This window comes from Kitasatospora sp. NPDC048286 (genome assembly GCF_043201735.1).
Lineage (GTDB): Bacteria > Actinomycetota > Actinomycetes > Streptomycetales > Streptomycetaceae > Kitasatospora.
In genome coordinates this window covers 125,999-148,027 of the sequence record NZ_JBICZE010000003.1, presented here as the reverse complement: position 1 = coordinate 148,027, position 22,029 = coordinate 125,999, and the positions used below count along the sequence as shown (strand labels likewise).

General features: G+C 70.2%; 23 protein-coding genes and 1 pseudogene. 9 read left to right on the top strand and 15 right to left on the bottom strand.

From position 1 onward, the window contains the following. Positions 1-21: 21 nt before the first annotated feature. The gene (locus tag ACGF13_RS08500; RefSeq protein ID WP_392870465.1) at positions 22-6,537 is read left to right on the top strand and encodes an RHS repeat domain-containing protein; all 6,516 of its coding nucleotides are present in this window, start codon (positions 22-24) and stop codon (positions 6,535-6,537) included. Positions 6,538-6,541: 4 nt separating this feature from the next. Beyond that, positions 6,542-7,315, top strand: coding sequence for a hypothetical protein (locus ACGF13_RS08495; protein WP_392870462.1), 774 nt, complete (start codon positions 6,542-6,544; stop codon positions 7,313-7,315). Positions 7,316-7,426: 111 nt separating this feature from the next. Here ACGF13_RS08495 and tgmC read toward each other — a convergent pair whose 3' ends face one another. The 6 genes from tgmC to ACGF13_RS08465 all read right to left on the bottom strand — a co-directional run bounded on the left by tgmC (position 7,427) and on the right by ACGF13_RS08465 (position 11,555). Next, the gene (gene tgmC / locus ACGF13_RS08490; RefSeq protein ID WP_392870459.1) at positions 7,427-8,569 is read right to left on the bottom strand and encodes an ATP-grasp peptide maturase system methyltransferase; all 1,143 of its coding nucleotides are present in this window, start codon (positions 8,567-8,569) and stop codon (positions 7,427-7,429) included. After that, positions 8,566-9,537, bottom strand: a complete 972-nt coding sequence (gene tgmB / locus ACGF13_RS08485; protein ID WP_392870456.1) for an ATP-grasp ribosomal peptide maturase — start codon at positions 9,535-9,537, stop codon at positions 8,566-8,568. Before tgmB ends, tgmC begins: the two co-directional genes overlap by 4 nt. Position 9,538: 1 nt before the next feature. Continuing rightward, on the bottom strand, positions 9,539-9,811 hold the full coding sequence (tgmA, locus tag ACGF13_RS08480; protein ID WP_392870453.1) for a putative ATP-grasp-modified RiPP: 273 nt from the start codon (positions 9,809-9,811) through the stop codon (positions 9,539-9,541). A 95-nt stretch (positions 9,812-9,906) separates the two neighbouring features. Then, positions 9,907-10,755: a helix-turn-helix domain-containing protein gene (locus ACGF13_RS08475; RefSeq protein WP_392870450.1), complete on the bottom strand. Its 849-nt coding sequence runs from the start codon at positions 10,753-10,755 to the stop codon at positions 9,907-9,909. 31 nt (positions 10,756-10,786) lie between these two features. Continuing rightward, a complete protein-coding gene (locus ACGF13_RS08470; RefSeq protein WP_392870447.1) occupies positions 10,787-11,320 on the bottom strand; it encodes a DUF6879 family protein in 534 nt (177 codons plus the stop codon). Further along, a complete protein-coding gene (locus ACGF13_RS08465; protein ID WP_392870444.1) occupies positions 11,292-11,555 on the bottom strand; it encodes a hypothetical protein in 264 nt (87 codons plus the stop codon). The genes ACGF13_RS08470 and ACGF13_RS08465 overlap by 29 nt, the downstream gene beginning before the upstream one ends. A gap of 183 nt (positions 11,556-11,738) precedes the next feature. Between ACGF13_RS08465 and ACGF13_RS08460 the strand changes: the two are divergent. After that, positions 11,739-12,108: pseudogene (locus ACGF13_RS08460) on the top strand (IS5/IS1182 family transposase); the annotation flags it as partial. Here ACGF13_RS08460 and ACGF13_RS08455 read toward each other — a convergent pair. Continuing rightward, positions 11,994-12,290, bottom strand: a complete 297-nt coding sequence (locus ACGF13_RS08455; RefSeq protein ID WP_392871694.1) for a hypothetical protein — start codon at positions 12,288-12,290, stop codon at positions 11,994-11,996. The pseudogene ACGF13_RS08460 and the gene ACGF13_RS08455 overlap by 115 nt on opposite strands. A gap of 250 nt (positions 12,291-12,540) precedes the next feature. Here ACGF13_RS08455 and ACGF13_RS08450 point away from each other — a divergent pair, with 250 nt between their 5' ends. Further along, positions 12,541-12,918 (top strand): nuclear transport factor 2 family protein, encoded by a 378-nt coding sequence (locus ACGF13_RS08450; protein WP_392870441.1) that lies wholly within the window; start codon positions 12,541-12,543, stop codon positions 12,916-12,918. Positions 12,919-13,107: 189 nt separating this feature from the next. On the opposite strand, the gene ACGF13_RS08445 is transcribed toward ACGF13_RS08450, so the two are convergent. Both ACGF13_RS08445 and ACGF13_RS08440 read right to left on the bottom strand, forming a co-directional pair. Then, entirely contained in the window at positions 13,108-13,323 is a 216-nt protein-coding gene (locus ACGF13_RS08445; RefSeq protein WP_392870439.1) for a DUF397 domain-containing protein, read from the bottom strand. A gap of 50 nt (positions 13,324-13,373) precedes the next feature. Beyond that, positions 13,374-13,715, bottom strand: coding sequence for an ASCH domain-containing protein (locus ACGF13_RS08440; RefSeq protein ID WP_392870436.1), 342 nt, complete (start codon positions 13,713-13,715; stop codon positions 13,374-13,376). 205 nt (positions 13,716-13,920) lie between these two features. Here ACGF13_RS08440 and ACGF13_RS08435 point away from each other — a divergent pair, with 205 nt between their 5' ends. The 5 genes from ACGF13_RS08435 to ACGF13_RS08415 are packed head-to-tail and all read left to right on the top strand — an operon-like array spanning position 13,921 to position 17,059. Next, a complete protein-coding gene (locus ACGF13_RS08435; RefSeq protein ID WP_392870433.1) occupies positions 13,921-15,153 on the top strand; it encodes a helix-turn-helix domain-containing protein in 1,233 nt (410 codons plus the stop codon). A gap of 56 nt (positions 15,154-15,209) precedes the next feature. After that, entirely contained in the window at positions 15,210-15,440 is a 231-nt protein-coding gene (locus ACGF13_RS08430; protein WP_392870430.1) for a hypothetical protein, read from the top strand. A 53-nt stretch (positions 15,441-15,493) separates the two neighbouring features. Beyond that, entirely contained in the window at positions 15,494-15,928 is a 435-nt protein-coding gene (locus tag ACGF13_RS08425) for an ATP-binding protein (protein WP_392870427.1), read from the top strand. A gap of 14 nt (positions 15,929-15,942) precedes the next feature. Continuing rightward, entirely contained in the window at positions 15,943-16,512 is a 570-nt protein-coding gene (locus tag ACGF13_RS08420; RefSeq protein ID WP_392870424.1) for a hypothetical protein, read from the top strand. A 40-nt stretch (positions 16,513-16,552) separates the two neighbouring features. Then, on the top strand, positions 16,553-17,059 hold the full coding sequence (locus ACGF13_RS08415) for a hypothetical protein (RefSeq protein WP_392870421.1): 507 nt from the start codon (positions 16,553-16,555) through the stop codon (positions 17,057-17,059). 7 nt (positions 17,060-17,066) lie between these two features. Here ACGF13_RS08415 and ACGF13_RS08410 read toward each other — a convergent pair whose 3' ends face one another. The 6 genes from ACGF13_RS08410 to ACGF13_RS08385 all read right to left on the bottom strand — a co-directional run bounded on the left by ACGF13_RS08410 (position 17,067) and on the right by ACGF13_RS08385 (position 21,772). Further along, entirely contained in the window at positions 17,067-17,540 is a 474-nt protein-coding gene (locus tag ACGF13_RS08410; protein WP_392870418.1) for a hypothetical protein, read from the bottom strand. Between the two features lie 33 nt (positions 17,541-17,573). Then, entirely contained in the window at positions 17,574-18,263 is a 690-nt protein-coding gene (locus ACGF13_RS08405) for an isochorismatase family protein (protein WP_392870415.1), read from the bottom strand. 186 nt (positions 18,264-18,449) lie between these two features. Further along, positions 18,450-18,929 (bottom strand): hypothetical protein, encoded by a 480-nt coding sequence (locus tag ACGF13_RS08400; RefSeq protein WP_392870412.1) that lies wholly within the window; start codon positions 18,927-18,929, stop codon positions 18,450-18,452. A 79-nt stretch (positions 18,930-19,008) separates the two neighbouring features. After that, complete coding sequence (locus ACGF13_RS08395) at positions 19,009-19,629, bottom strand: hypothetical protein (RefSeq protein WP_392870409.1); 621 nt, start codon at positions 19,627-19,629, stop codon at positions 19,009-19,011. Continuing rightward, positions 19,626-21,398, bottom strand: a complete 1,773-nt coding sequence (locus ACGF13_RS08390; RefSeq protein WP_392870406.1) for an alpha/beta hydrolase — start codon at positions 21,396-21,398, stop codon at positions 19,626-19,628. Before ACGF13_RS08390 ends, ACGF13_RS08395 begins: the two co-directional genes overlap by 4 nt. After that, positions 21,398-21,772, bottom strand: coding sequence for a type VII secretion target (locus ACGF13_RS08385; RefSeq protein ID WP_392870403.1), 375 nt, complete (start codon positions 21,770-21,772; stop codon positions 21,398-21,400). Before ACGF13_RS08385 ends, ACGF13_RS08390 begins: the two co-directional genes overlap by 1 nt. Positions 21,773-22,029 lie beyond the last annotated feature (257 nt).

The following is a 22,029-nucleotide window of genomic DNA, read 5'->3' as shown; positions in this document are numbered from 1 at the left end:
ACCTCAAGGAGTTGTTTCCCCATGAGCAGGAAGAGGTCGGTGCCCCGGCCGACCCGCTCCAGAGTGTCCGCGGTCATCGCGGGCACACTGGTCGGGTCGCTGCTGCCGGCACTGCCACTGGCCGCCGTCGCGGCGGCCGCGGAACCGTACACCAAGCCCTCGGCGGTCTCCCCGGAGAAGCCGGTCAAGGGCTCGGAGGCGAAGACCAAGGGCCGCAAGGCCGACACCACCGTCAGCAAGACCGACGGCAAGCACGGCTCCCTGCCCGCCGCGGGCAGCGCCACCGTCGACGTCCCCGGCGAGAAGGGCAAAGCGGTCAAGGCCGGCAAGCTGCCGGTCGCCGTCTCCTCCGCCGGCGCGGCGGGCAAGGCGAAGGTCGAGCTGCTCGGCCAGGACGCCGCCACCAAGGCCGGCATCAACGGCGTGCTGCTGACCGTCTCCGGCGCGGACGAGAACAGCGGCCTGGCCGTCGACTACTCGTCCTTCGCCCAGGCGGCGGGCTCCGGCTTCGGCTCCCGGCTGAAGCTGGTCCGGCTGCCCGAGTGCGCGCTGACCACCCCCGACCTGCCCGAGTGCCGGGTGCAGACCCCACTGCCGGGCGGCAACGACGTGGCGAAGCAGACCGTCGCCGCCGACGCGCTGACGGCGGCCCCGGCCGGGTCGATGCGGCTCGCGTCCGCACCGGGCGCGATGGTCGTGGCGGCCACGGCCGGAACGGCCGGGCCCAGCGGGGACTACAAGGCGACGCCGCTCACCTCGGCGTCCTCCTGGTCGACGTCCCTGAACAGCGGATCGTTCAGCTGGTCGTACGACATGCCACTGACGGTGATGCCCGGCGGGCTGACCCCGAAGATCGGCCTGAACTACAACTCCGGCGCGATCGACGGCCGCACGGCCAACAGCAACAACCAGTCCTCCTGGGCGGGCGACGGCTTCGAGCTCTCCCCCGGCTTCGTGGAGCGCAGCTACAAGGCGTGCGCCGACGACGGTGCGCCCAAGACCGGCTCCGCCAGCCCGGGCGACCTGTGCTGGGCCACCGACAACGCCACCATCAGCTTCGACGGGCACTCCGGCGAGCTGATCCCGGTCTCCGGCGACGAGTGGCGGATCAAGGGTGACGACAACACCAAGGTCACCCGCGTCCGTGATACCGGCCGGGGCAACGGCGACAACGACGGCGAGTACTTCCGCGCCACCACCACCGACGGCACCAACTACTACTTCGGCTACAACCGTCTGCCCAACTGGAGCGCCGGCAAGCCGGAGACCAAGTCCGTCTACACCGTGCCGGTCTACGGCAACAACGCGGGCGAGCCGTGCAACGGCGCCGACTTCGCGTCCTCCTGGTGCCAACAGGGCTGGCGGTGGAACCTGGACCTGGTGGTCGACTCCCACGGCAACGACATCACGTACTGGTACACGCCCGAGACCAACAACTACGGCCGCAACCTGAAGGCCACCGACCGCACGTCCTACATCCGCGGCGGGCGCCTGGACCACATCGAGTACGGTCAGCAGCAGGGCGACATCCACTCGGCCACCGTCAAGCCGATGGGCCGGGTCGAGTTCGGCACCGCCGAACGCTGCCTGGAGACCGCGGCCGGCCTCTGCGACCCGGCGAAGATCGACACCAACCGGCAGTACTGGTACGACACCCCGTGGGACCAGAACTGCAAGGACGGCACCGACTGCACCGGGCAGAACTCGCCGACCTACTTCACCCGGACCCGCCTCACCTCCGTCACCGCCAAGACCCTCCAGGCCGACGGGAGCTACGCCACTGTCGACACCTGGAACCTGACCCACAAGTGGGGCACGGCCGACTTCGACTACCAGCTGCTGCTGGACTCCATCCAGCACACCGGCTCCTCCGCCACCCCGGCGATCGCCCTGCCCAAGACCGGCTTCGCCTACAAGCAGATGGCGAACCGGCTCGACAAGGTCGGCGACGGCCGCATGCCGTTCATCAAGCAGCGGCTGGGCACCGTCACCGACGAGCAGGGCGGCCAGATCGACGTCAACTACTCGGCCGCGGCCTGTGACTGGAACAACCTGCCCGCGCCGCAGAGCAACACCACCCGCTGCTTCCCGCAGATGTACCAGCCGTCCAACGACGTGCCGGTGACCACCGAGTGGTTCAACAAGTACGTCGTCAACGCGGTCATTGCCACCGACCGCACCGGCGGCGCGCCCGACATGGTCACCCGCTACACCTACCTCGGCGACGCCGCCTGGCACTTCGACGACGAGGACGGCCTGACCCCGGCCAAGCTCAAGACCTGGTCGCAGTGGCGCGGCTACGCCCACGCCCGGGTCGAGACCGGCGGCGTGACGGGCGTGACCACCCAGGCCGACCACTGGTTCCTGCGCGGCATGGACCAGGACCGCAACAACCCCGCCGACAAGAACAGCAAGCGCAGCGTCACCGTCGACGACGGCCAGGGCACCGTCCTGACCGACGACCAGGCCTGGGCCGGCTTCGAGTACCGCAGCGAGCAGTACGACAAGCCCGGCGGCGTGATCCTCTCCAAGTCCGTCAGCACCCCGTGGAAGAAGGAGACCGCCAAGCGCTCCAACGACTGGGGCACCACCACCGCCAACCTCACCGGCACCCAGGCGAGCAGGACCTTCACCTCGCTCGACAAGGGCGCGGGCGCCGCCTGGCGCGAGACCCGCACCTCGACCTCCTTCGACGACTACGGCCGTGCGACGCAGAGCGAGGACCTGGGCGACGTCGCGGTCGGCACCGACGACACCTGCACCCGCACGACGTACGCCGACAACACCGCGGCGTGGATGCTGACCGGCAGCGTCCAGGTCGAGACGGTCGCCGCCGGCTGCTCGGCGACCGTGAACCGCGACACCCAGGCGGACGGCACCTCCGCCGTCCTGTCGGACATCCGCACCCGCTACGACGGCCAGGCCTACGGCGCCGCCCCCGTCAAGGGCGACGTCACCACCGTGCACACCCTGAAGTCCCGCTCCGGCAACCGGGCCACCTACCTGGACGGAACGACCCACTACGACGCCTACGGCCGTTCCGACAGCACCACCAAGCTGGCGTCCACCACGGTGTTCGACACCACGGGCACCACGGCACCCGTGACCACGGCCAGCCCGCTGGCGCAGACCACCACCACCGGCTACGCCCCGGCGAACGGCCGGCCCACCAGGGTCACCACGACCGGACCGCCGGTGGTCGCGGGCAACCCCGCCACCGCCATGGTCTCCGTCGCCGACGTCGACCTGCTGCGCGGCCTGACCGTCGATGCCGTCGACGCCAACAACCGCCGCACCGACACCCTGTACGACGCGCTCGGCCGCACCCTCAAGATCTGGCTGCCGAACCGCTCCAAGGGCAGCGGCCAGACCCCGAACCACGAGTTCGGCTACACGGACAACGACGGCCAGATCCGCGTCGTCTTCACCAAGGCCCTCAACGCCGACGGCTCCCAGGCCACCGCGTACACCCTGTACGACGGTTTCGGCCGGGGCCGTCAGACCCAGTCCCCCGGGGACAACGGCGGCCGGGTCCTGACCGACACCTTCTACGACGAGCACGGCCAGGCCGCGCTCGCCTACGCCGGCTACTACGCGACGGGCGCGGCCTCCGGCACACTGTTCAAGGTCGAGGACGCCACCGGCGTCGAGACCCAGACCGCCAGCACCTTCGACGGCCTCGGCCGCGTCGTCAAGTCCACCACCCTGGCGGGCAACGGCGTCGGCACCCCGATCGCCACCACGCTCACCGACTACGACGGCGACCGGGTCACCGTCACCCCGCCCCAGGGTGGCACCCCGGCAACGACCATCAAGGACGCCCACGGCCACACCACCGAGATCCGCCAGTACCGCGGAGGCTCCCCCACTGGTGCCTACGACACCATCCGGTACGGCTACGACCAGGCCGGGCACACCACCCAGCTGACAGACCAGTACGGGACGCAGTGGAGCTGGACGTACGACCAGCAGGGCCGGCAGGTCAAGACCGTCGACCCCGACTCCGGCACGTCGGTCAGGACCTATGACGACCGCGGCCGACTCGCCACCAGCCGGGACGGCAACAACCAGACCCTGGCCTACGTCTACGACAACCTCGACCGGCAGACCGAGCTGCACTCCGGCTCCGTCTCGGGCCCGCTGCTCACCTCGCAGGTCTGGGACCCGGCCGGCAACAAGGGTCTGATCTCCTCGGCGACGAGGTACTCCACCGTCGGCGGCGCCACCTACCCGTACACCACGACCTGGTCGCTGTACGACGCGCTGGGCCGCGCGAACCGCAGCACGCTCAGCGTTCCGTCCGTCCCCGGCCAGGAGGCCCTCGCCGGGAACTACATCAGCGGCACCACCTACCGGCTCGACGGCAAGCAGCAGAGCACCAGCTACCCGGCGGCCGGCAACCTCGCGGCCGAGTCGGTGGCCTACGGCTACGACTCCCTCACCCGGATGACCACGGCCGAGGGTCTGAGCAGTTACCTCGCGAACCAGACCTACAGTCTGACCAGCAAGCCGCTGCAGAGCACCCTGTCCGACGGGACCGCGAACAAGCAGCTCTACATCACCAACGCCTACGAGTGGGGCACCCAGCGGCTGGCGTCCAGCCGCACCGACCAGTACGGCGAGGCGAACCCGCTGCGCGCGGCCGCGTACACCTACGACCAGTCCGGCAACGTCACCTCGATCACCGACACCTCGCGCTCCGGCACCGACCGGCAGTGCTTCCAGTACGACTACCTGGCCCGGCTCACCGAGGCGTTCACGCCGAGCGGCACCGGCTGCCCGGCCAAGCCCGACGCCAAGGCGCTCGGCGGCCCGGCACCGTACTGGACCAGCTGGCAGTTCAACCCCGACAGCACCCGGGACACCCAGACCCGGCACGACATCACCGGAGACCCCGCCAAGGACGTCACCACCAAGTACAACTACCCCGGCCCGACGGCCACCCAGCCGCACACGCTGAAGAGCACCAGCGGCACCGGCGTCCTCGCCGAGACCGCCGGCTACGACCCCGCGGGCAACACCATCGCCCGCCACCGGGACCTCGCCGCTGGGGCCACCAGCGACCAGGCGCTGACCTGGGACGCCGAGGGCAAGCTCGGCAAGGTCGTCGACACCGTCAAGAACGGGCCCGCCACCAGCACCAGGACGACGGAGTACCTCTACGACCCCAGCGGCAGCCGGCTGACCTCCCACGTCCTGGACAGCGCCAACCCGAGCGCCGAGAACTGGACGCTCTACCTCGGCACCACCGAGCTGACCCTGACCAAGGGCGCGGCCAAGCCCGTCGCCACCCGGTTCTACTCGCTCGGCCAGGCCTCGGCCGTGCGGACCGACGACAACAAGGTCGCCTTCCAGGTCGCCGACCACCACTCCACCGCCGAACTGAACGTCGACGCGGCCACCGGAGCGGCGGCCCAGAAGCGGACCACGCCGTACGGCGAGCAGCGCGGGACGGCTCCCGCCACCTGGTCGGGCAACCACGGGTTCCTGGGCGGCGTCAACGAGCCCACCGGGCTGGTCCACCTCGGAGCGCGCGACTACGACCCGTCCCTCGGCCGGTTCCTCAGCATCGACCCGCTGTTCGACCCGACCAGCCCCAAGGAGCTGAACGGGTACGCCTACTCGGGCGGCAACCCGACCAGCACCAGCGACCCCGACGGCCGCAAGATGTGCGCCGACGACTGCTCCGGCAACGACATGGCGCTGCACGGCTGGGTCGGCATGAACGGCGTCTTCCACGAGCCGACCATGGGCGAGCAGTGCGTCACCCACTGCACCGACGACGGTGACGACGACGAGGTGCCCAGCACCCGTGGTGGCGGTGGCGACGGCGGATCGCCGTCCCCGACCAAGACCACCAAGGGCACCGCGGAGAACCGCAAGAAGTGGCACGAGGCCCGCGTGGCCTGGCTGATGCAGCCGGACAACCCGGTCATCGGCGAGTACCTGGAGAAGATCCGGGAGATCAACAAGAAGTACTGCCACCGCTCCGCCCGGGACGGCTGCGCCTTCGCCAACCTGGCGCAGGACTACATGGACCGGAAGTACGTCGAGGACATCGCCGGCCGGATCGACGAGTCCGAAACCCCCTTCGACGAGGACCGGTTCAAGACGCTGACCAAGAAGGGGAGCAACCTCACCACCTGGTCGCTCAGCAACAGCGAGTACGCGATAGCCTTCCAACTGGCCCAGGGCGGCTCCCACGTCAAGGCGACACTGGACGACGGCGGAAAGTCCGGAAAGGGCTTCGACGCCTGGGTCGACGGGGTGCCGTCCGAGTTCAAGGAGACCAAGCCCGGACCGAACGCCGTCCACGACAACATGAGGAAGTCCAACGGGAAGGGTGCGGTGCGTACCTACATCCGCATGCCGGACGGCTACTCCGCCAAGACGGCCGTGGCGAGCCTGGACGACTACCTGCGCAGGCGGAGTTCGGACTTCCAGGAGTACCACATCTGGGCAGCCGGAGACCCGACCGGCTGGAGCATCAGCGGCACGATCGGCGGCGGCTACAAGTGCAAGGGCCACGGGTGTTGAGACCATGTCGACCGATGCCGCCATCCTGGTGAGACGACCGTCCGGTCCCGCCCTCACCGCCCGGGAGATCTCTGACGTCCTCACGCTGACCACCGATCCGCTCACGGATCCGTGGCACCACGTCGTGGGCGCGGACGGCTCGAAGTTCCGGCTCCGGCTGAGCAGCGCGCCCGGCGACCTCTCCGGGCCGGCCGTCGAGTCGTCCGGTGCCGGGGAGCGGGACTACGACTGCTTCGTCCACGTGTCCATCTACTGGACGACCGAGGACACCGACGACAGCATCGGTTCCCTGCGGGCGTTCTGCCGGTCCCTCGTCGCCGAGCTGCACGCCGTGTGGCCGGAGGCGGAGTCGGTGTTCGAGGTCGATGACGCCTACAGCTACCGGGTCCTCCCGGAGCCGTCCGAGGGCGTGGTCGACCTGCGGCTGGGGAGCGGGGCTCCGCCCACGGAGCCCGGCTTCTCCCTGGTCGAGGCGGCCAACCGCGCCGCCTCGGGCACCGGGCTGGTCTTCACCGAGGACGAGCCCGGCCGGCACATCGTCCCGTCGGACGGCGCGGGCGACTCGGTGACCTACACCGTGTCCCACCGGGCGGAGGAACTCCCCTTCGCCGCCGGGGCGCGCTCCGCCGCCGCCCCGGTCGACGCCCGGCAGTTGGGCGAGTTCACCGAGCGCCTGCTCACCGAACTCGCCCGGCACACCGCTGGCGCCGACCTGGCCTGCTGGGTGAACGGCCGGCTCTACCGCTACGAGGTGGAGCTGACCCCGCCGCTCGACTGACCGGCTGCGCACTGAGGGGCCCCGACCGCTGCCCGCGGTCGGGGCCCTGCGCATATTCGCCGCCGGCCCGCGTATTCGTCGCCGGCCCGACCACGACGGCCGGCCGTCCAGTCAGATCGGCAGGTTCCAGCCCGGCCCGTCTTCCGTGCCGATCCACACCCGTTGCCCGGTCACCGAGACCGTGAGGCCGAACCCCTCCTGGTGCGGCTCGCCGGCCCGCTGCCACGCCTCGACGGCGCTCTCCACCTGGTCCCAGAGCCGCAGCGGGCCGCGCTGCACCACGGTCCACCCGCCGTCCGGGTGGGGCGCGGTCCGGGCCTGCGACCCGGTCGCCACGTCCCAGAGGATCTGGTGCCCACCGGCGCCCATCCGTTCGGCTGACGGCGCCGCGAGCTGGGCGACCCAACTGCCGGTCCAGGTGCCGATGACCTCCGGGTTGATCCGGGACGGGCGTTCGTCCCCCGGGAGCAGGGAGATGCTCTGGCGCGGTGGCCGGTCGTGCGGGCGAGCGATCATGAAACTGGTGTAGCCGGGCATGAACACCCCCCTTCCCTCGCCAGGAGCCGTCACGACCAGGCGCACCAGTCCGAACCCGAACCCCCATCCGGACAGGGTCGCCAGGATGACGCCGCCGGGCTTCACCTGGTGCAGCCAGCAGGGCGGCAGGTAGCGGACCGCGCAGGTGGCGATGAGCCGGTCGTACTCGCCGCCGTCCGGGTCGCCGAGCAGCCCGTCACCGATGACCAGCCGGGGCGCGAACCCGGCCGACCCGATCGCGGCGGCGGCAGCGGCGCCGACCACCGGGTCGTACTCGACGCTGGTCAGGTTGGCGTCCCCGAGGCGGTGTGCGCCCAGGGCGGTCGAGTAGCCGGTGCCCGTACCGACCTCCAACACGCGGTGACCGGCCTCGACACCGAGCTGCTGCCACATGCGCAGCACCAGCGAGGGCAGGGTGGACGACGAGGACGGGGTTCCGGTCGCGGTGCCCCCGGTCACGTCCTCGGGGCGGGTGCGCCCGTCGAGCTGGGTGATCAGCGTCTCGTTCGAGTAGACCTGCTCCAGCCACCCGGGATCGGCCCGCCGCACCGGCCGGTAAACGGTCGGGCTGCTGCCCGGGACCGGCACGAAGAAGGAGCCGACGAACAACTCCCGGGGCACCGCCAACGCGGCATCCCGCCACGCCGGGTCGCCCACCGCGTCCTCCCCGGTGAGTCCGTCCACCAGGTCGGCACGAAGCCGAGCCGAGTCATTCATGGGCCGATCCCCTCCTCAAGTCGGTCGGCGATGGCCCGGGCGATCGCCGAGGTGGTGTCGCAACCCTGCCAGGCCCATTGCCCGTTGGGGTTGCATTCCAGGAAGTACCAGTCGCCGGCGGCGGTCACCGCGAAGTCGAACGCACCGTAGACCAACCGGAACTCGGCGAGGTAGGCGGCCACCGAGCGGGCGACGGAGCCCGGCACCTCGATCGGCCTGCACGTCATCAGGTCCTGGCGTTCACGCCAGTCGAGATCGGGGCTGGTGATCCGAACACCGAACAGCTGGTCCCCCACCGCGGTCACCCGCACGTCGAACGACTTGGGCACAGTTCCTTGGAACATGTGCGGGCAGACGGACACCGCTTCGGTGATCTCGGCCGGGTCGACCTCCCGCACCCACACCGTCCGCGCGGTCCCGTCGGGCGCGCGGTACCGACTGTCCCACAGCGGCTTGTAGATGGACCCGTGGGGCCGGCCTGCGCAGAACCGGCGCGCTTCGTCGGGATCAGTGGTGATGACCGTGTCCGGCACCTGGAACCCGCTCCGGCCGGCCACCGTAAGCTGTGCGGGCTTGTACTCCGCATTCCGGATGCGCCACGGGTGATTGACGTAGTAGGCGTCCGGAAGCGACGCAAGGATGCCACCGGCACCCCAGAACGCCTGCGTTCCGGCGAACTTGGCAGCGTGTTCGGTCAGCCCCGGCGGTGCCTCGTAGGGCGAGGGGCGGCGGACCCAGACCGAGCGCACCCGGGTGAGGTCGAGCTCCCGACTCGGTGTGCGCAGGGTACCCCGTTGGTCGCCCTTGCCGTAGCGGGCGGTCAACGAGGCACTCCCGAGCAGATCAGCACCGGGATCCACCCGGACGACCGGAACGCGGCGCTCGGACAAGATGCGGAGCACCAAGTCGGCCGTCACGTCGTGCGTATTGGTCAGGACCAGGACGGCCCGGTGTCGATCCAGCGCCATCTCAGCGAGTGCCCTGGTCCTGGTCGTTCGAGGACATGCTGTCCATGTCGGTCGGCGTGTTCTGTCCGCCGCTCTGTCCGTCACCGCCGCCCGTGTTCGTAGGCGCGCTGGTCTCCGTGCTGGTGCCGTGTGCCCCCATCTCGACCTTGCGGCCCTGGTCGTCCACGAAGACGGCCATCTGCGTTTCGGGGTCAATCACGGCCGAGACGGCGGGGATCGGGGTCGTGTCCGGGTACGGCCTCATCCGGGTCGTGCCCCACGGTGCGGTTGCCATAGGTTGCGCCTCCTCGTTCACGGTGCCGACAACACCATGGACGGTAGAGAGCCACGGCACCCGGCCTCAACGAACTTGCGAGTAGTTGCGCCGATTCACCCGAGAGAGTCAATCGCAGCCCCGATCACGGCACGGGCCGCGGCGCCGAAGACAGCCACATCGGACAGCTGGGCGAACGCCCTACTGTAGTCGGCGAGTTCGCGGGGCTGCCTGACGTTGATCTCGGCCGTCAGGGTCTCCACCACGATGTGTCGGTCGTCGAACATGTAGAACGCTTCCAACGGCCAGACCGAGCGGCGGGCGGTGAACGGGATGATCCCGAGCGAGACCGAGGCGAGTGGCATCACAGTGAGCAGGTGCCTGAGCTGCCCACGCATCACGTCGGGATCACCGATGCGGTACCGCAGCACGGCCTCCTCCATAAGCACCACGAACCGGTGACCGCCCTCGTACAGGAAACGGCTACGGGCCACCCGCGCGGCGACGGCCTCCGCCACATCGTCAGGGGTTCCCTGGAACTGTGTGATGGCGCGCATCAGGGCCGTGGCATACGCCGGTGTCTGGAAGAAGCCGGGAACGACGTTGGACACGTACACCCGGCACAGACGGGTCCGCTCGTTCAGTCCGTAGACGTTCTCCTGGACCTTTCGCATGCCGTCGCGTTGGAGCCTCCGCCATTCCGAATACATCGACTCCACGACGCGCACGGTGGCGACGAGGTCCTGCACCTGGTCATCGGAACCGCAGACGGCACACCAGGCCCGGATGTCCGCTTCGGAAGGGGTCGTCTTCGCGGAGAGGATCCGCGACGTCTTCGCCGGATGCCACCCGCACCGGGCCGACAGCTCTCGCCCGTTGAGGCCGGCATCCAGCATGAGTTCGCGCAGACGCGCGGCGACCACCTGCCGGACGGCTTGGGCGCTGGACGATGGCGAGGAGGGCATGAATTGTCGGTCCGGTCGGTGATCGCGGAGGTCAGAGGGTGTAGACCGCGTGGTCGATGCCGCGCTCCCACACCGCTTCGAAGGCCGAGACGCAGAGCTTCACCACCGCCGGGTCCTCGGACAGCTCGTACCTGGGGTCCGCCCATTCGCCCACGCCGGTGAAGTGGTTGAACTCGACCAGCCGACCGTCGAAGACCCAGAAGTCGTTGCCCGGCAAGGCGATGTCCGACGCCTCACGGCGTGGAAGCCAGCGGACCTGTTCGCCTGCCTCGATGTTCACGACGGTCCCGGCGTGCTCGAAGCGGATGTAGTCGGTCACCGGCTCCGAGACGATCCGGGCCCTGCGCATGACCACGCCCCGGCTGACGGCATCTCGGACGAGTGGAACCCACCCGGCCCAACCATCGGACTCGGGGTCGAGATCGGGGTGGATTCCAGTCCGCCTGAACGTCGCGAAATCCGCCGATTCGTCGCCAACGCCGTACCAGTCCCGCATCTCCAGGTGCACGGCTGAGTGCCGCGCGGACTTGAGCAGGTCAGAGAAGTCCGGAACGTTCTGCGTCATCGAGCGCCTTCCTCATCATGGCCGCCATGCGGAGCGGGACACGAACCACGGCCTCGCCCTCGGGGATGCCGATCGCGTGACCGGGAACCCACTCGGTCGTGCTGATGGCGGCCAGCAGTTCCTCGCCGGGCTTCCAGCCCTGGAGCACCAGCTCCCGCTTCTCCTCGTCCACCCAGACCGTCGGCGAGCCGTTCCCCTGGGTCTCGGGGTCCATCCCATGGAACCGTAGCGCCATCGTGCCCTCCCGTGCCAAGTCGGCTGTGCATCCTTGCGTTACCGCTCCACGGAGGTGACCAAACGTCCAGCAGTCAAGACGTGTAAGGGCGTCCGCCAGTAGGTGCCGCAGGTGCTGGCAGCAGGGCAGGCACGGTTCACCCGATCATGGAGTTCTCTGTGCTTCATGATCACCGGAGGACCCGTGCCTGCCGTCCCATCATGCATTCTTGACCCGATCCGCGACCAGTTCCTCGCGCCCCTGCCGGCGCGCGAGGAACGGCACCCGCTGGGCTGCCACAACCCGAGGATCAGCGACGCCGTCGTCTTCGACCGGCTGGTACAGGTCCTGGTCTTCGGTTGCGGGTACGAACGCGCCGCCGACCAACACTGCTCGGCCACCACCTTGCGCCGACGCCGCGACGAGTGGATCGACGCCGGCGTGATGGACAGGCTACGGCTACTCGCACTCGCCGCCCATGACCGCATGATCGGCCTCGAACTCGACCGCCTGAGCGCCGACGGCTGCATCACCAAGGCGCCCTCCGATGGTGAATGCGCTGGCAGAAGCCCTCGATCGATCGTGGCGGCGATCTGCGCCTGTCGGGCTGCTGCCCGGGACTTGCACGAAGAAGGAGCCGACGAACAACTCCCGGGGCACCGCCCGCGCGGAAGCCCGCCACGCCGGGTCGTCCACCGCGTCCTCCCCGGTGAACCCGTCCACCAGGGCGGCACGGAGCCGAGCCGCTGCACTCATGGGCCGATTCCCTCCTCGATTCGGTCGGCGACGGCCCGGCGATCGCCGAGGTGGTGTCGCAACCCTGCCAGGCCCATTGCCCGTTGGGGTTGCATTCCAGGAAGTACCAGTCGCCGGCGGCGGTCACCGCGAAGTCGAACGCACCGTAGACCAGCCGGAACTCGGCTGGTGCTGTGACCGGGAAGGTTCACCGTGATCGGAAGGCGGTTCGTGGGTCGAGCGCACGCGAAACGGCTGGTATTACTGGGGTATGCAGGAAGAGACCGCACGCTCCGCGATCGACACGTTCATCTCCGCGTTCAACGCCTCGGACGACAGCTATGTGACTGCCCTGCTCTCCCAGGCCCTGACCTCAGACGTGGTCTTCTGGGGGCCGTTGGGTCGCACCGAAGGAATCGGGGCGGTCGAGCGGTTCGTGCTGGACATCCGACGCCACCCGGCCGGGACCGGCACGATGGTGCGCTGCTCGGCGGTGGACATGCCTGACGAATGGGCCCGGTACCAGTGGGTCTTCACCACGCCTGATGGAGGCCCCCGCCTGGCGGGAACGGATGTCGTCCATCTGCGACGGAGCCTCATCGACCAGATCATCGTCTTCGCGGGGGAGATCGAGCCGGTCGCCTCCTGAGTCACCGAGTCGGTGCTGCCCCGGCGCACGGTCTGTTGCAGCTTCTGCCCCTCCTGGCCGGTCAGCCTGCGCACACGGACGGACAGGCTCATCCACCGCGCCTCCAGCGCTCGGATCGGACGTCACCGCGCATCCAACCGTCACGACCGCCGACCCGGTGAACCTTCCCGGTCAGAGCACCAGCGGGCGTCAGTTCCCGATCGGGAACTCGCCTGCCTGGATCGCGGCGATGAAGGAGTCCCAGGAGGTGGTCGGGAAGACGAGCGCCGGGCCGTGGGGGTCCTTGGAGTCACGCACGGGGACGCAGCCGGGAAATCCGGGGGCCACCTCGATGCAGTCGCCGCCGTTGCCGCCGCTGTGGCTGCTCTTCCGCCAGGCGGTCGCGTCGAGCTCGATCCTCGTCATCCATGAACCCCTTCAGTGCATCGGCGATCAGCGCAAGCGAGTCGGTGGGGCTACGGGGCGAGTTGCAGGTGGATCGCGAGAACGCCAAGCTGCTCCTTCTCGGGAGGGTAGATCTCCCGGCAGGCGGAGAGGAGTTCGGCTCGGCTCATGCCTTCGGAGCCGATGGCTTCGTTGTCCTCGGCGTCGAGCATCGCCTCGAACGTCGGGTATTCGGAGACCTTGACGACCCGGGTGCGGTAGCTGACGTCGCCGGATTCGAAGACCAGGATCTGCCCGGGCCCGATCCTGCGCATGCTGGGGTAGCCGACGCGGACCTCGATCGTCTTGGTGCCGGAGGCGATCAAGTCGAGGTAGGGACGGCGGATATGGATGACGCGGTCCTGGTCCGACACGTGCTGCTCCGCTTCTACGCCGAGGTTGGCAGGGACAAGTCGCTGAGGCACTCGCGCAGCTCGCCAGCCTTGCTTTGGCAAGGGTATCCGCGGACGAAGTCACTGGTGCGATCTGCGACACGGCCCGCCGGAACGGGGTAGCTTCCTGATAGCACCGCAGGCTCACGGACCGGGCAGGCGGGCGCGTGAGTGCTGGAGGGCCACTGTGCTTGAGGAACGGGAGTCGATCGGCAAGCGGGTGCGGCGGGCGCGGTTGCGGCTGGGCATGACCCAGGCCGATCTGGCCGCCTCGCTCGGCAGGACCCAGGGGTGGGTGTCGAAGGTCGAGAAGGGCGTGATCGAACTCGACCGGGCAGGCATCATCAACCAGATCGCGGCGGCGCTCCACTGCCACCCGAACGACCTCATCGAGCGGCCCTTCGTGGCGGGCAAGCCGTCGGAGAACCAGTGGCAGGTGTCGGCGGCCGCGATCCTGAGGGAGCTTCGCCGCTACGACCTCACGCCGGTGTTCGACGGCACGCCCCGGCCATCGATGGAGCTCTGGCGCGAGACCGAGCGCCTGCACCGACTCCGGGACGCCGCCGCCAACGTGGCCATCCTAAAGGTGCTCCCGGACATGCTTCGTGAAGCGCGTGCGCTGGCCGAGGTGTCGGTCGGCCACGAACGTGAGGAAGCGTTCGCGATCTACGCGATCGAGTGCAAGTTCGCACACACCGCCGCGCACACGCTCGGCCACCCCGAGCTGATCGCCATGGCCTGCGAACGGGCCGCCTGGTCGGCCCGGCTGTCCGGCGACCCGGTGATGGAAGCGGTCTCTGACTGGATGCGGGTGTGGGACATGTGGGCCACCGCGGACTGGGACGATGCCCTGGCGCTGTCCGACAAGGCGCTTCGCCTCGTCGAGGACCGCTATCGCGCCAACGACCCGCTGGCCGTGCGGGCTTGGGGTGCCATGCACCTGCGCGCCGCCGTGTCCGCTGCCCGCGCCGGCCAGCGGAGGGAGGCCGAGGACCGCATCCGACACGCCCACGTGGCGGCCGAGTTGATGGACGGGAGCCGACTGGCGCCTCCCTTCGACCGACACTCACTGACCTTCTCCAGCGGCAACGTCCAAGTCCACGCGGTTTCAGTCCAGTTGGAGATGGGTGACCACGCCCGGGCACTGATCCTCAACGAGCGTGCCGACCCCGCGAAGGTCGCCGCCCTCCCAGCGTCCCGACGAGGCCACCACCACATGGACCTGGCCCGCGCCTGGCTGTGGGACGGCAACCGCGACAAGGCACTTCAGGCCCTGGAGACGGCGGAGAAGATCGCCCCGCAGCTCGTACGCAACCACCCGATCGCCCGTGCCACCCTGCGGAAGATCGTCTACGCCGAGCGCTCGACCACCCGCGAGAAGCTGCGCTACATGTCCGACCGCTTCCACCTGGACGGATAGGACGGTATTCCGCCGATTCATATTCGACAGTAGTCGAGCACTTACGGTCTGCGTCCATGAGTGGACGACACGCGGCCCACGAACAACCGCGCGCCCCTGTACCGCCGTGGGCGCCTCGCCTCGGCGACCTCGCCTACGACTCGGCCACCGGCAGGGTCGGCGTCGTGGTGGACATACCCGGCGAAGGTGTCTACAGCTACCACCTGCGCCCGGAAGGCGCCGGTGGCGAACAGGAGTGGACCGCCCCGAAGGACGGATCCACCCTTCGCCCCGCGGTCGAGCTGTAGCACCCGCTCGACGCCGCGCCTATCCGCACGCAAACCCCTTGAGGTACTTCGCCATGCTCACTTCCCGTCACCCCCGCGCGTTCGTCGCCCGGCTCGACTCGCGGACCGAATCCACGCCCCTGGCCCGCTACATGCTCCGGGCCTACCTCTCCGGGCTCCCCTCGGGTGAACGGTACGGCGACACCGCCGAACTGCTCCTGGGCGAACTCTTCGCCAACGCCGTGCAGCACTTGGACGCGCCCGACGACCGGCACATCGAAGTCCGCTTCTCGCTCGTTAACTCCCGCCTGAGGATTGAAGTCCACGACGCCGGCACCACCCACCCCGCGCTCCACGCCCCCACCCCCGACGACGAACACGGCCGCGGACTCTTCCTCGTCAACAAGCTCGCCGAACGCTGGGGCAGTGCCTCCCACCCGGGCGGCATCGGCAAGTTCGTCTGGGCCCACATCGCCCCCGTCCCGGCCCCCGCCCTCGTCACCGTCTGAAAGCCCGAACCCCCATGAACCTCGCCACCCTCGCCCGCCACACCCTCTCCCGCGGCGCCACCCCCGCCGCCACCTACGCCCTCCTCACCCGCCTCGGCCACCAGCCCCTCCCCGTCGCCCGAGCCGTCTGCCTCGCCCTCGACATCCCCCACGCCGAGACCACCCGCCGCCTGGCGGACTGCCACGACGCCCTCCTTGCCGACCCCCGCCCCAACTCCGAGAGCGACACGGGCGAACTCCTCGAAGCCCTCGGCGTCTTCGACGTCCCCGTCGCCCTTGACGCCACCGGCCGCGCCGTCGTCGACCTCTTCCTTTCCGCGATCGAGGCCCTCGGCGGCATCCGGCCCGGCCACCAGCACGGCCTCACCCGCTGGTTCACCACCGGCAACCTCACCGCCGCCTACCTCTCCCTCACCGCCACCCACCCCCTGCCCCGCACCGGCGACCCCACCACCTACTGGACCACCCTCACCACCGCCGGCGAACTCCTCACCACCACCCCCAACCCCGACCCCCGCCTCACATACGCCCTCACCCACTGCCGCACCCAAGCCACCAAGCGGCGGTCACCCCAGGCAGGATGACCACGGCGGCACACGCCGCCACGGCATCAGGGAGACCCGCATGGCCAAGCACTACCCGTACCGCATCGTCACCCGGCGCAGCGACCTGACGCTGATCTGGCGCCCCGCAGAGGACGATGCCCCCGACGAGTTCGTCGTCGACGAACTCGGCGCCCTCCTCACCTTCCCCGAACTCGGAGCGCTGCAGGAATGCTGCGACCGCAACGGCTGGGAGCTCGTCCCGGAGGGCGAGGGCACGCTCGATCTGGCCGTCGTGCGGCGGTGGGTCGAGCACCCCGGCCTCCTCGACCCGGTCGCGACGGTCGAGTTGCTGGACGCGTGGAACTTCTTCGAGGACCTCTCCCACACCCTGAAGGCCGGCCCGCCCCTTCCCTTTCAGGGGCCGGTCCACGACAGCGCCTACGAGAAGCTCTTCGGCGGTGAACCCCTCGACCCGGCCTCCGGCGAGGAAGCCTGGACGGGCGAGGAGACCTCGGCCGTGCGCGAACTCCTCCGCGCGGGACTGGACCTCTGGGAACAGGCCGTGCACGGGTCTGCTACCGGCTGATCGGCCGCTACGGCCAGATGACGACGCCGTCCCGCACGACCAGTGGCCTCAGCCGGTGTTCTTCGTAGAACCGGGTGTATCCCAGGAGGATGCTGCCGTTCAGTTTCCGCTGCCCGCAGTCGGCCTTGGCCGCGAGCCAGCAGAGCAGTTCACCGGTGAGGTCGAACTGGTCGGGGTGGATCTCCTGCCGGCTGGTCAGCCCCCACCCGCCGCCCCAGGTGCGCTCCCGGCGGAGGAGGATCGAGAAGAGCGCGCCATCGATCTTCCGGGGCTCGCCGTGACCGCCCAGGAGGGGCTGCGGACGGTCCTCGATGACGAGTTCGCCGTCGTCGTCGATGTACCCGAGCGGGAACTTGGGCACGATGCGGAGGACCTCCGGCTTGGGGCCCAGCCCGAGGTGCCAGCGGAGCTCCGCGAGTTCCTCCTCGGACAACTCGTCGCGCAGGTCCAGTGTGAGCATGAGTTCGAAGATGTCGGCCATGGCGGCACAAGCTAGCGCCCACCACCGACAGCGTCACCGGCCCGCCCTGATCAGGTCGAGGACCTCGGCGGTGGGGCGGACGTCGGCGAAGGAGCGGTAGAGGGTGCGCAGGGCGGCGTTGTGGACCTCGTCGCTGCCGGCGGCGGTGCCGTCGGCCACCACGATCACCCGCAGGCCCAGGGTGGAGGCGTCGCGCGCCGTCCCGGCAACGCACACGTCGGTCACGACGCCGCAGACCAGCACGGTGTCGATGCCGCGTTCGGCCAGCAGGTCGGGCAGCGGGCAGAAGCCGGGGAAGAAGGCGCTGGGCACCGCCTTCTCGACGAGGAGGTCGCGGTCTTCGTCCACGGTGAGCTGCGGCCACAGGCGCCCGGCGAGCGGACCGCTGCCGCCGGAGGTCCGGTACAGCTCCGCGACCCGGGGGCCGTAGAACTCCTCGCGGGTCGCCGTCGGCCCACCGGGGCCCGGCAGCACCCAGGCCACGAGGCCGCCGGCTTCCCGCAGGGCGCACGCCAGGTGCTGGATCTGCGGGATCACGCCGCGCGCGTACGGCCCGTCGAAGAACGGCACCATGTCGACCACCACCAGGGCGGTGCGCACCGGGTCGAGTCTGGTGTACGCGTGGCGGCGGCCGCGGCGCTCCTCCTGGCGGGCGTACTCGCGGTGCGGGATCGACCAGGCGTGCAACAGGGCGGGGGCGTCGGCCGGTGGCGAGGCGTTCACGCGCGCCCCGAGAGGGGAACTGCTGAGGAACGCATGGCACCTCCGTGGCCGACTCACGGTGCGCGTCGGCGAGTTGCCGAACCGTTCCCACATTGGCCCAAGGGCTCCGGCGCGGCAATGCCGGCAACAATCCTCATATGATGCGCAGCCGCTACGGCTACGGCTACGAGGACACGGGACGCCCCGTCAGCACGACCAGAACGGGTCGTCGTACCGGGGGAACACGTCGAGCCGGCCGTCGGGCAGGGTCGGCTCGGGCTCGTAGGTGCCGAAGGGGTCGCGGTCGCGGATGACCGGGATGGGGCCGACGGTGGCCTGGACGGTGATGTTGCCGGCGGCTCCGAAGAGCATGCAGACGCCGTACCCGTCCGGCGTGGCGGCGAACATGGCGGGCTGGCGGGGGTTGACGGCGGTCATCCGGTATCCCCGGGCCTGCCAGCCGCGTTCGGTGATCCCCAGCAGCGCGCCGTACCGGGAAGGGGCGACCTTCGTCATCACATGGCGGTCCCGGGTGGCGGTGGCGTAGCCCAGGGACCGGTCCTCCGGACCGGCCGTCTGCTCGGTGGAGCGGGGCCAGCCGTCCCAGTACCGCAGCGGGGGGCGGATCGCGGACATCGCCTCGTCGAGAAGCGCGTCGAGGGCCTGGACGGCCTGTTCGGGGGTCATGCGGAGACTTTCGGAGCGAGGAGGTGGGACGACCGCCCCCGGGAGCAGCGCGGCAGCGGCCCCGGGGGCGGCGCGGCGGTCAGACGGACCAGTACGGGTCGTCGTACGTCGGCATGACGTCCGGCGCTCCCCCGGCCGTGGTCGGCTGGGGCGTGGGGGTGCCGAACGGGTCCTGGCCCTCCGGCACCGGGATCGGGCTGACGGTCGCCCCGATGTCGATGTTCCCGGCGGGGTGGATGGTGATGCTCACTCCGTGGCCCTCGGCGGTGGTGGCGAGCAGGGCCTGGAGGTTGGCGGGCCCGGCCTCGACCCGGTAGCCCTTGGCCTGCCAGGTGTTGCGCACCGCGTCCAGCAGGGCGCCGTACTTGGCGGGGGCGACCTTGGTCATGACGTGGCGCTGGCGGGAGGCCTTGGCGTAGCCGAGGGAGTGCTCGTCCAGGCCCTTGGAGTACTGCACGGTGGCCTCCGGCCAGGCGTCCCGGTAGCGCAGCGCCGGCTGTACGCCCGAGGTCACCTCGTCGAGCAGGGCGTCGATCTTCTGCAGGGCCTGCGCGGGCGTCATGAGCGGCCCGGGGGTCCCCCCGCCGCTGCGGCCGCCGCCCGTACCGCTCCCGCCCCCGCCGGCGCAGGCGGTGACGCCGAGCGCGAGGACGGCGCAGGCGACCGCCAGGACGAGGGCGGGGCGGGGGGAACGGTTCATCGGTGGTCCTGCCTCGTGACGTGGTCGTACTGTCCGGCCACGATCTGGCCGATGTTGTTGACGGATTCCAGGGTCTTCGACTGGGCGTCGTTGGGGTCGGTCATGTAGTCGGAGTGGGAGTCGAAGGAGAGCGACGGCCCGTCGGCGACCGCGAAGCGGTTGGCGCCGAACTGCTTGCCGGCCGGGTCCTGGCCGAACCAGAGCTCGTTCTCGGGGCCGAACCAGTCGTACAGCTTGTCACCGACGAAGCCCCCGAGCAGGGAACCGCCGCCGGGGCCGAGGAGCCCGGTGCCGATCTCGACGCCCGCGGCGTCGTTGGCGACCCGGTCCTTGCTCGGCAGGTGGCTGACCGGGTCGTTCTCCGCGTCGCCTACCCACACGTGCTCGGGGGCGATGTGCAGTTGCGAGGCCTTCTGCGCACCCGTGCCGGGAGAGCCGACGAGGATGATGTCGTCGGCGCCGTTGCCGCCGGGCATCTGCGCGCCCAGGCCCACCGTGGTGGAGCCGTAGCTGTGGGCGAGGGCGACCAGGTGCGCGGGCGGCCCGTCATGGGTGGCGCGCAGGCCGGCCATGAACCGGTCGTAGGAGGCGCCGCCCTTGGACGCGCGGTCGGTCCCCATCACCTCCAGCGGGCGCAGGTCGCCGTCGGCGAGCTTCTCCAGGCCCGGCGGCGGGTCGTAGCCGAGCCAGACCATCGACGCGACCTCGGCGTTGGGGTCGGCGTTGTGCGCGGCGTTCCACACGTTCAGGGCGCGGTCGCCGTCCTTGCCGCCGACGGCGGCGAGCGTGGTGCCCAGCCCCGGCACGTACGCGCTGACGTTCTTCGCGGTGTCCGGGTTGCCGTAGCAGAGGATGCCGCGGCCCTGGCCCTCCTCGCTGACGCCGAGCAGGAACATGGGGGGCTGCTTGTCCTTGCCGGACTCCAGCCGCGCCCTGATCGCGTGGAAGCCCTCGAGCTTCTGCTTCTCGCCGTCCGTCAGCCCGGACTTGTGCTCGTACGTGGTGATGAGGTTGGCGAGGTTCAGCCGGTTGGCCTGGTTCCGGGCCTCGGCCGGGATGCCGTCGCGCATGCCCAGCAGGTCCGGATGGGACTCGATGAGCCGCTGCTGCTCGTCGGGCGCCAGCCCCTTCCACCAGGAGTTGACCTCGGTGGGCTGGGCGCCGGCGGGCGGGAACCCGGCGGCCATCAGGTCGATGCCCTGCTGGGTGACGGCCTTCAGGTCGGCGGCGGCCTTGTCGGCGTCGAGCCCCGTGCCGTTGCGGGCCCGCGCGGTCAGGTCGTCGAGCAGTTTGGCGACCTTCTGGTCGGCGTTGTCGGCGATGCCGACGGCGTGGGATATCCGGTTCGCGAGCGCCTTCGCCCGTTCGGGGACGTTGTATCCCGGGTCGTTCCGCTCGGCCTGGGACGGCGGGGGCCAGGACACGGCCCCGTCGTCGGCGACGGTCAGCCCCAGGTTCTGCGCCTCCTGCAGCGCGACCTTCAGTTCGGACTGGGCCAGCAGGAAGTTCTCCGAGGCCTCGCGCAGCAGCCCGGAGACCGCCGACATCTCGGTGTGCGCCGCGTCCAGACGGGTGCTGGTGCGCTGCAGGGAGGCGTTGGCGGCACCGGCGGCGTTGCCGACCCAGTTCGCGTTGAGGATGTGCTTGGTGACCTCGTGCTGCATCGTCTGGACGTGCTTGCCGAAGTTGCCGGCGAGGGTGTCGTACGCGGTGGCGGCCGGCTGGAGGCCGGACAGGTCGGCGTCGCGCAGCTGGGCGAGGGTGACCATCAGCCACCCGCCTGCGGCTTGAGGGAGGCGGCGCTGTTCTTGTCCGCGTTGCGGTAGCCGGCCGCGGTCTGGCCCAGCTTCAGACTGACCTGGTCGACCTCGGTGGCGAGGTTCTTCAGGCACTCCTCCCACGCGGTCGCGCAGTTCTTCAGCGAGGCGCCGACGCGCCAGCCGGACAGGGCGGCGGCGGCCTTGTCCGAGGGGTCGTGAATGGTCTTGAGCTCGTTCGGCATCGCCTCGGCGGTCTCCTTGGCCGCCTTGGCCGCCGCGTCCAGGTCCGCGGGGTTGACGCCGAAGGTCGGCGCGATCGGCGCCCCGGCCGGTGGGAGCCCATAGAGCCCGACCGGTCCGCCCGGGTCCGCGTAGGCGTTCATGGTTGTCCGTCCCCCTGCTCGTCGACCTGCGGTGCGCGGACGAACCAGCCCTGGGGCAGCGGCTTGGCGATCGAACAGATATGCGCCCGAACTGGTTCATTCGTGCAGGTGAACGTAGCAGACCCGGCTCATCCCCCTGGCTCCCGGCCGGCGCAGCGCTGTGGCGGCGCGATCAGGGCGCGACCGAACTGACCGGCGGCTCAGGTGCGTTGGCGGCGCGGACCGACCTCTGGCGTCCCGCCACGCGAGGCACCGCG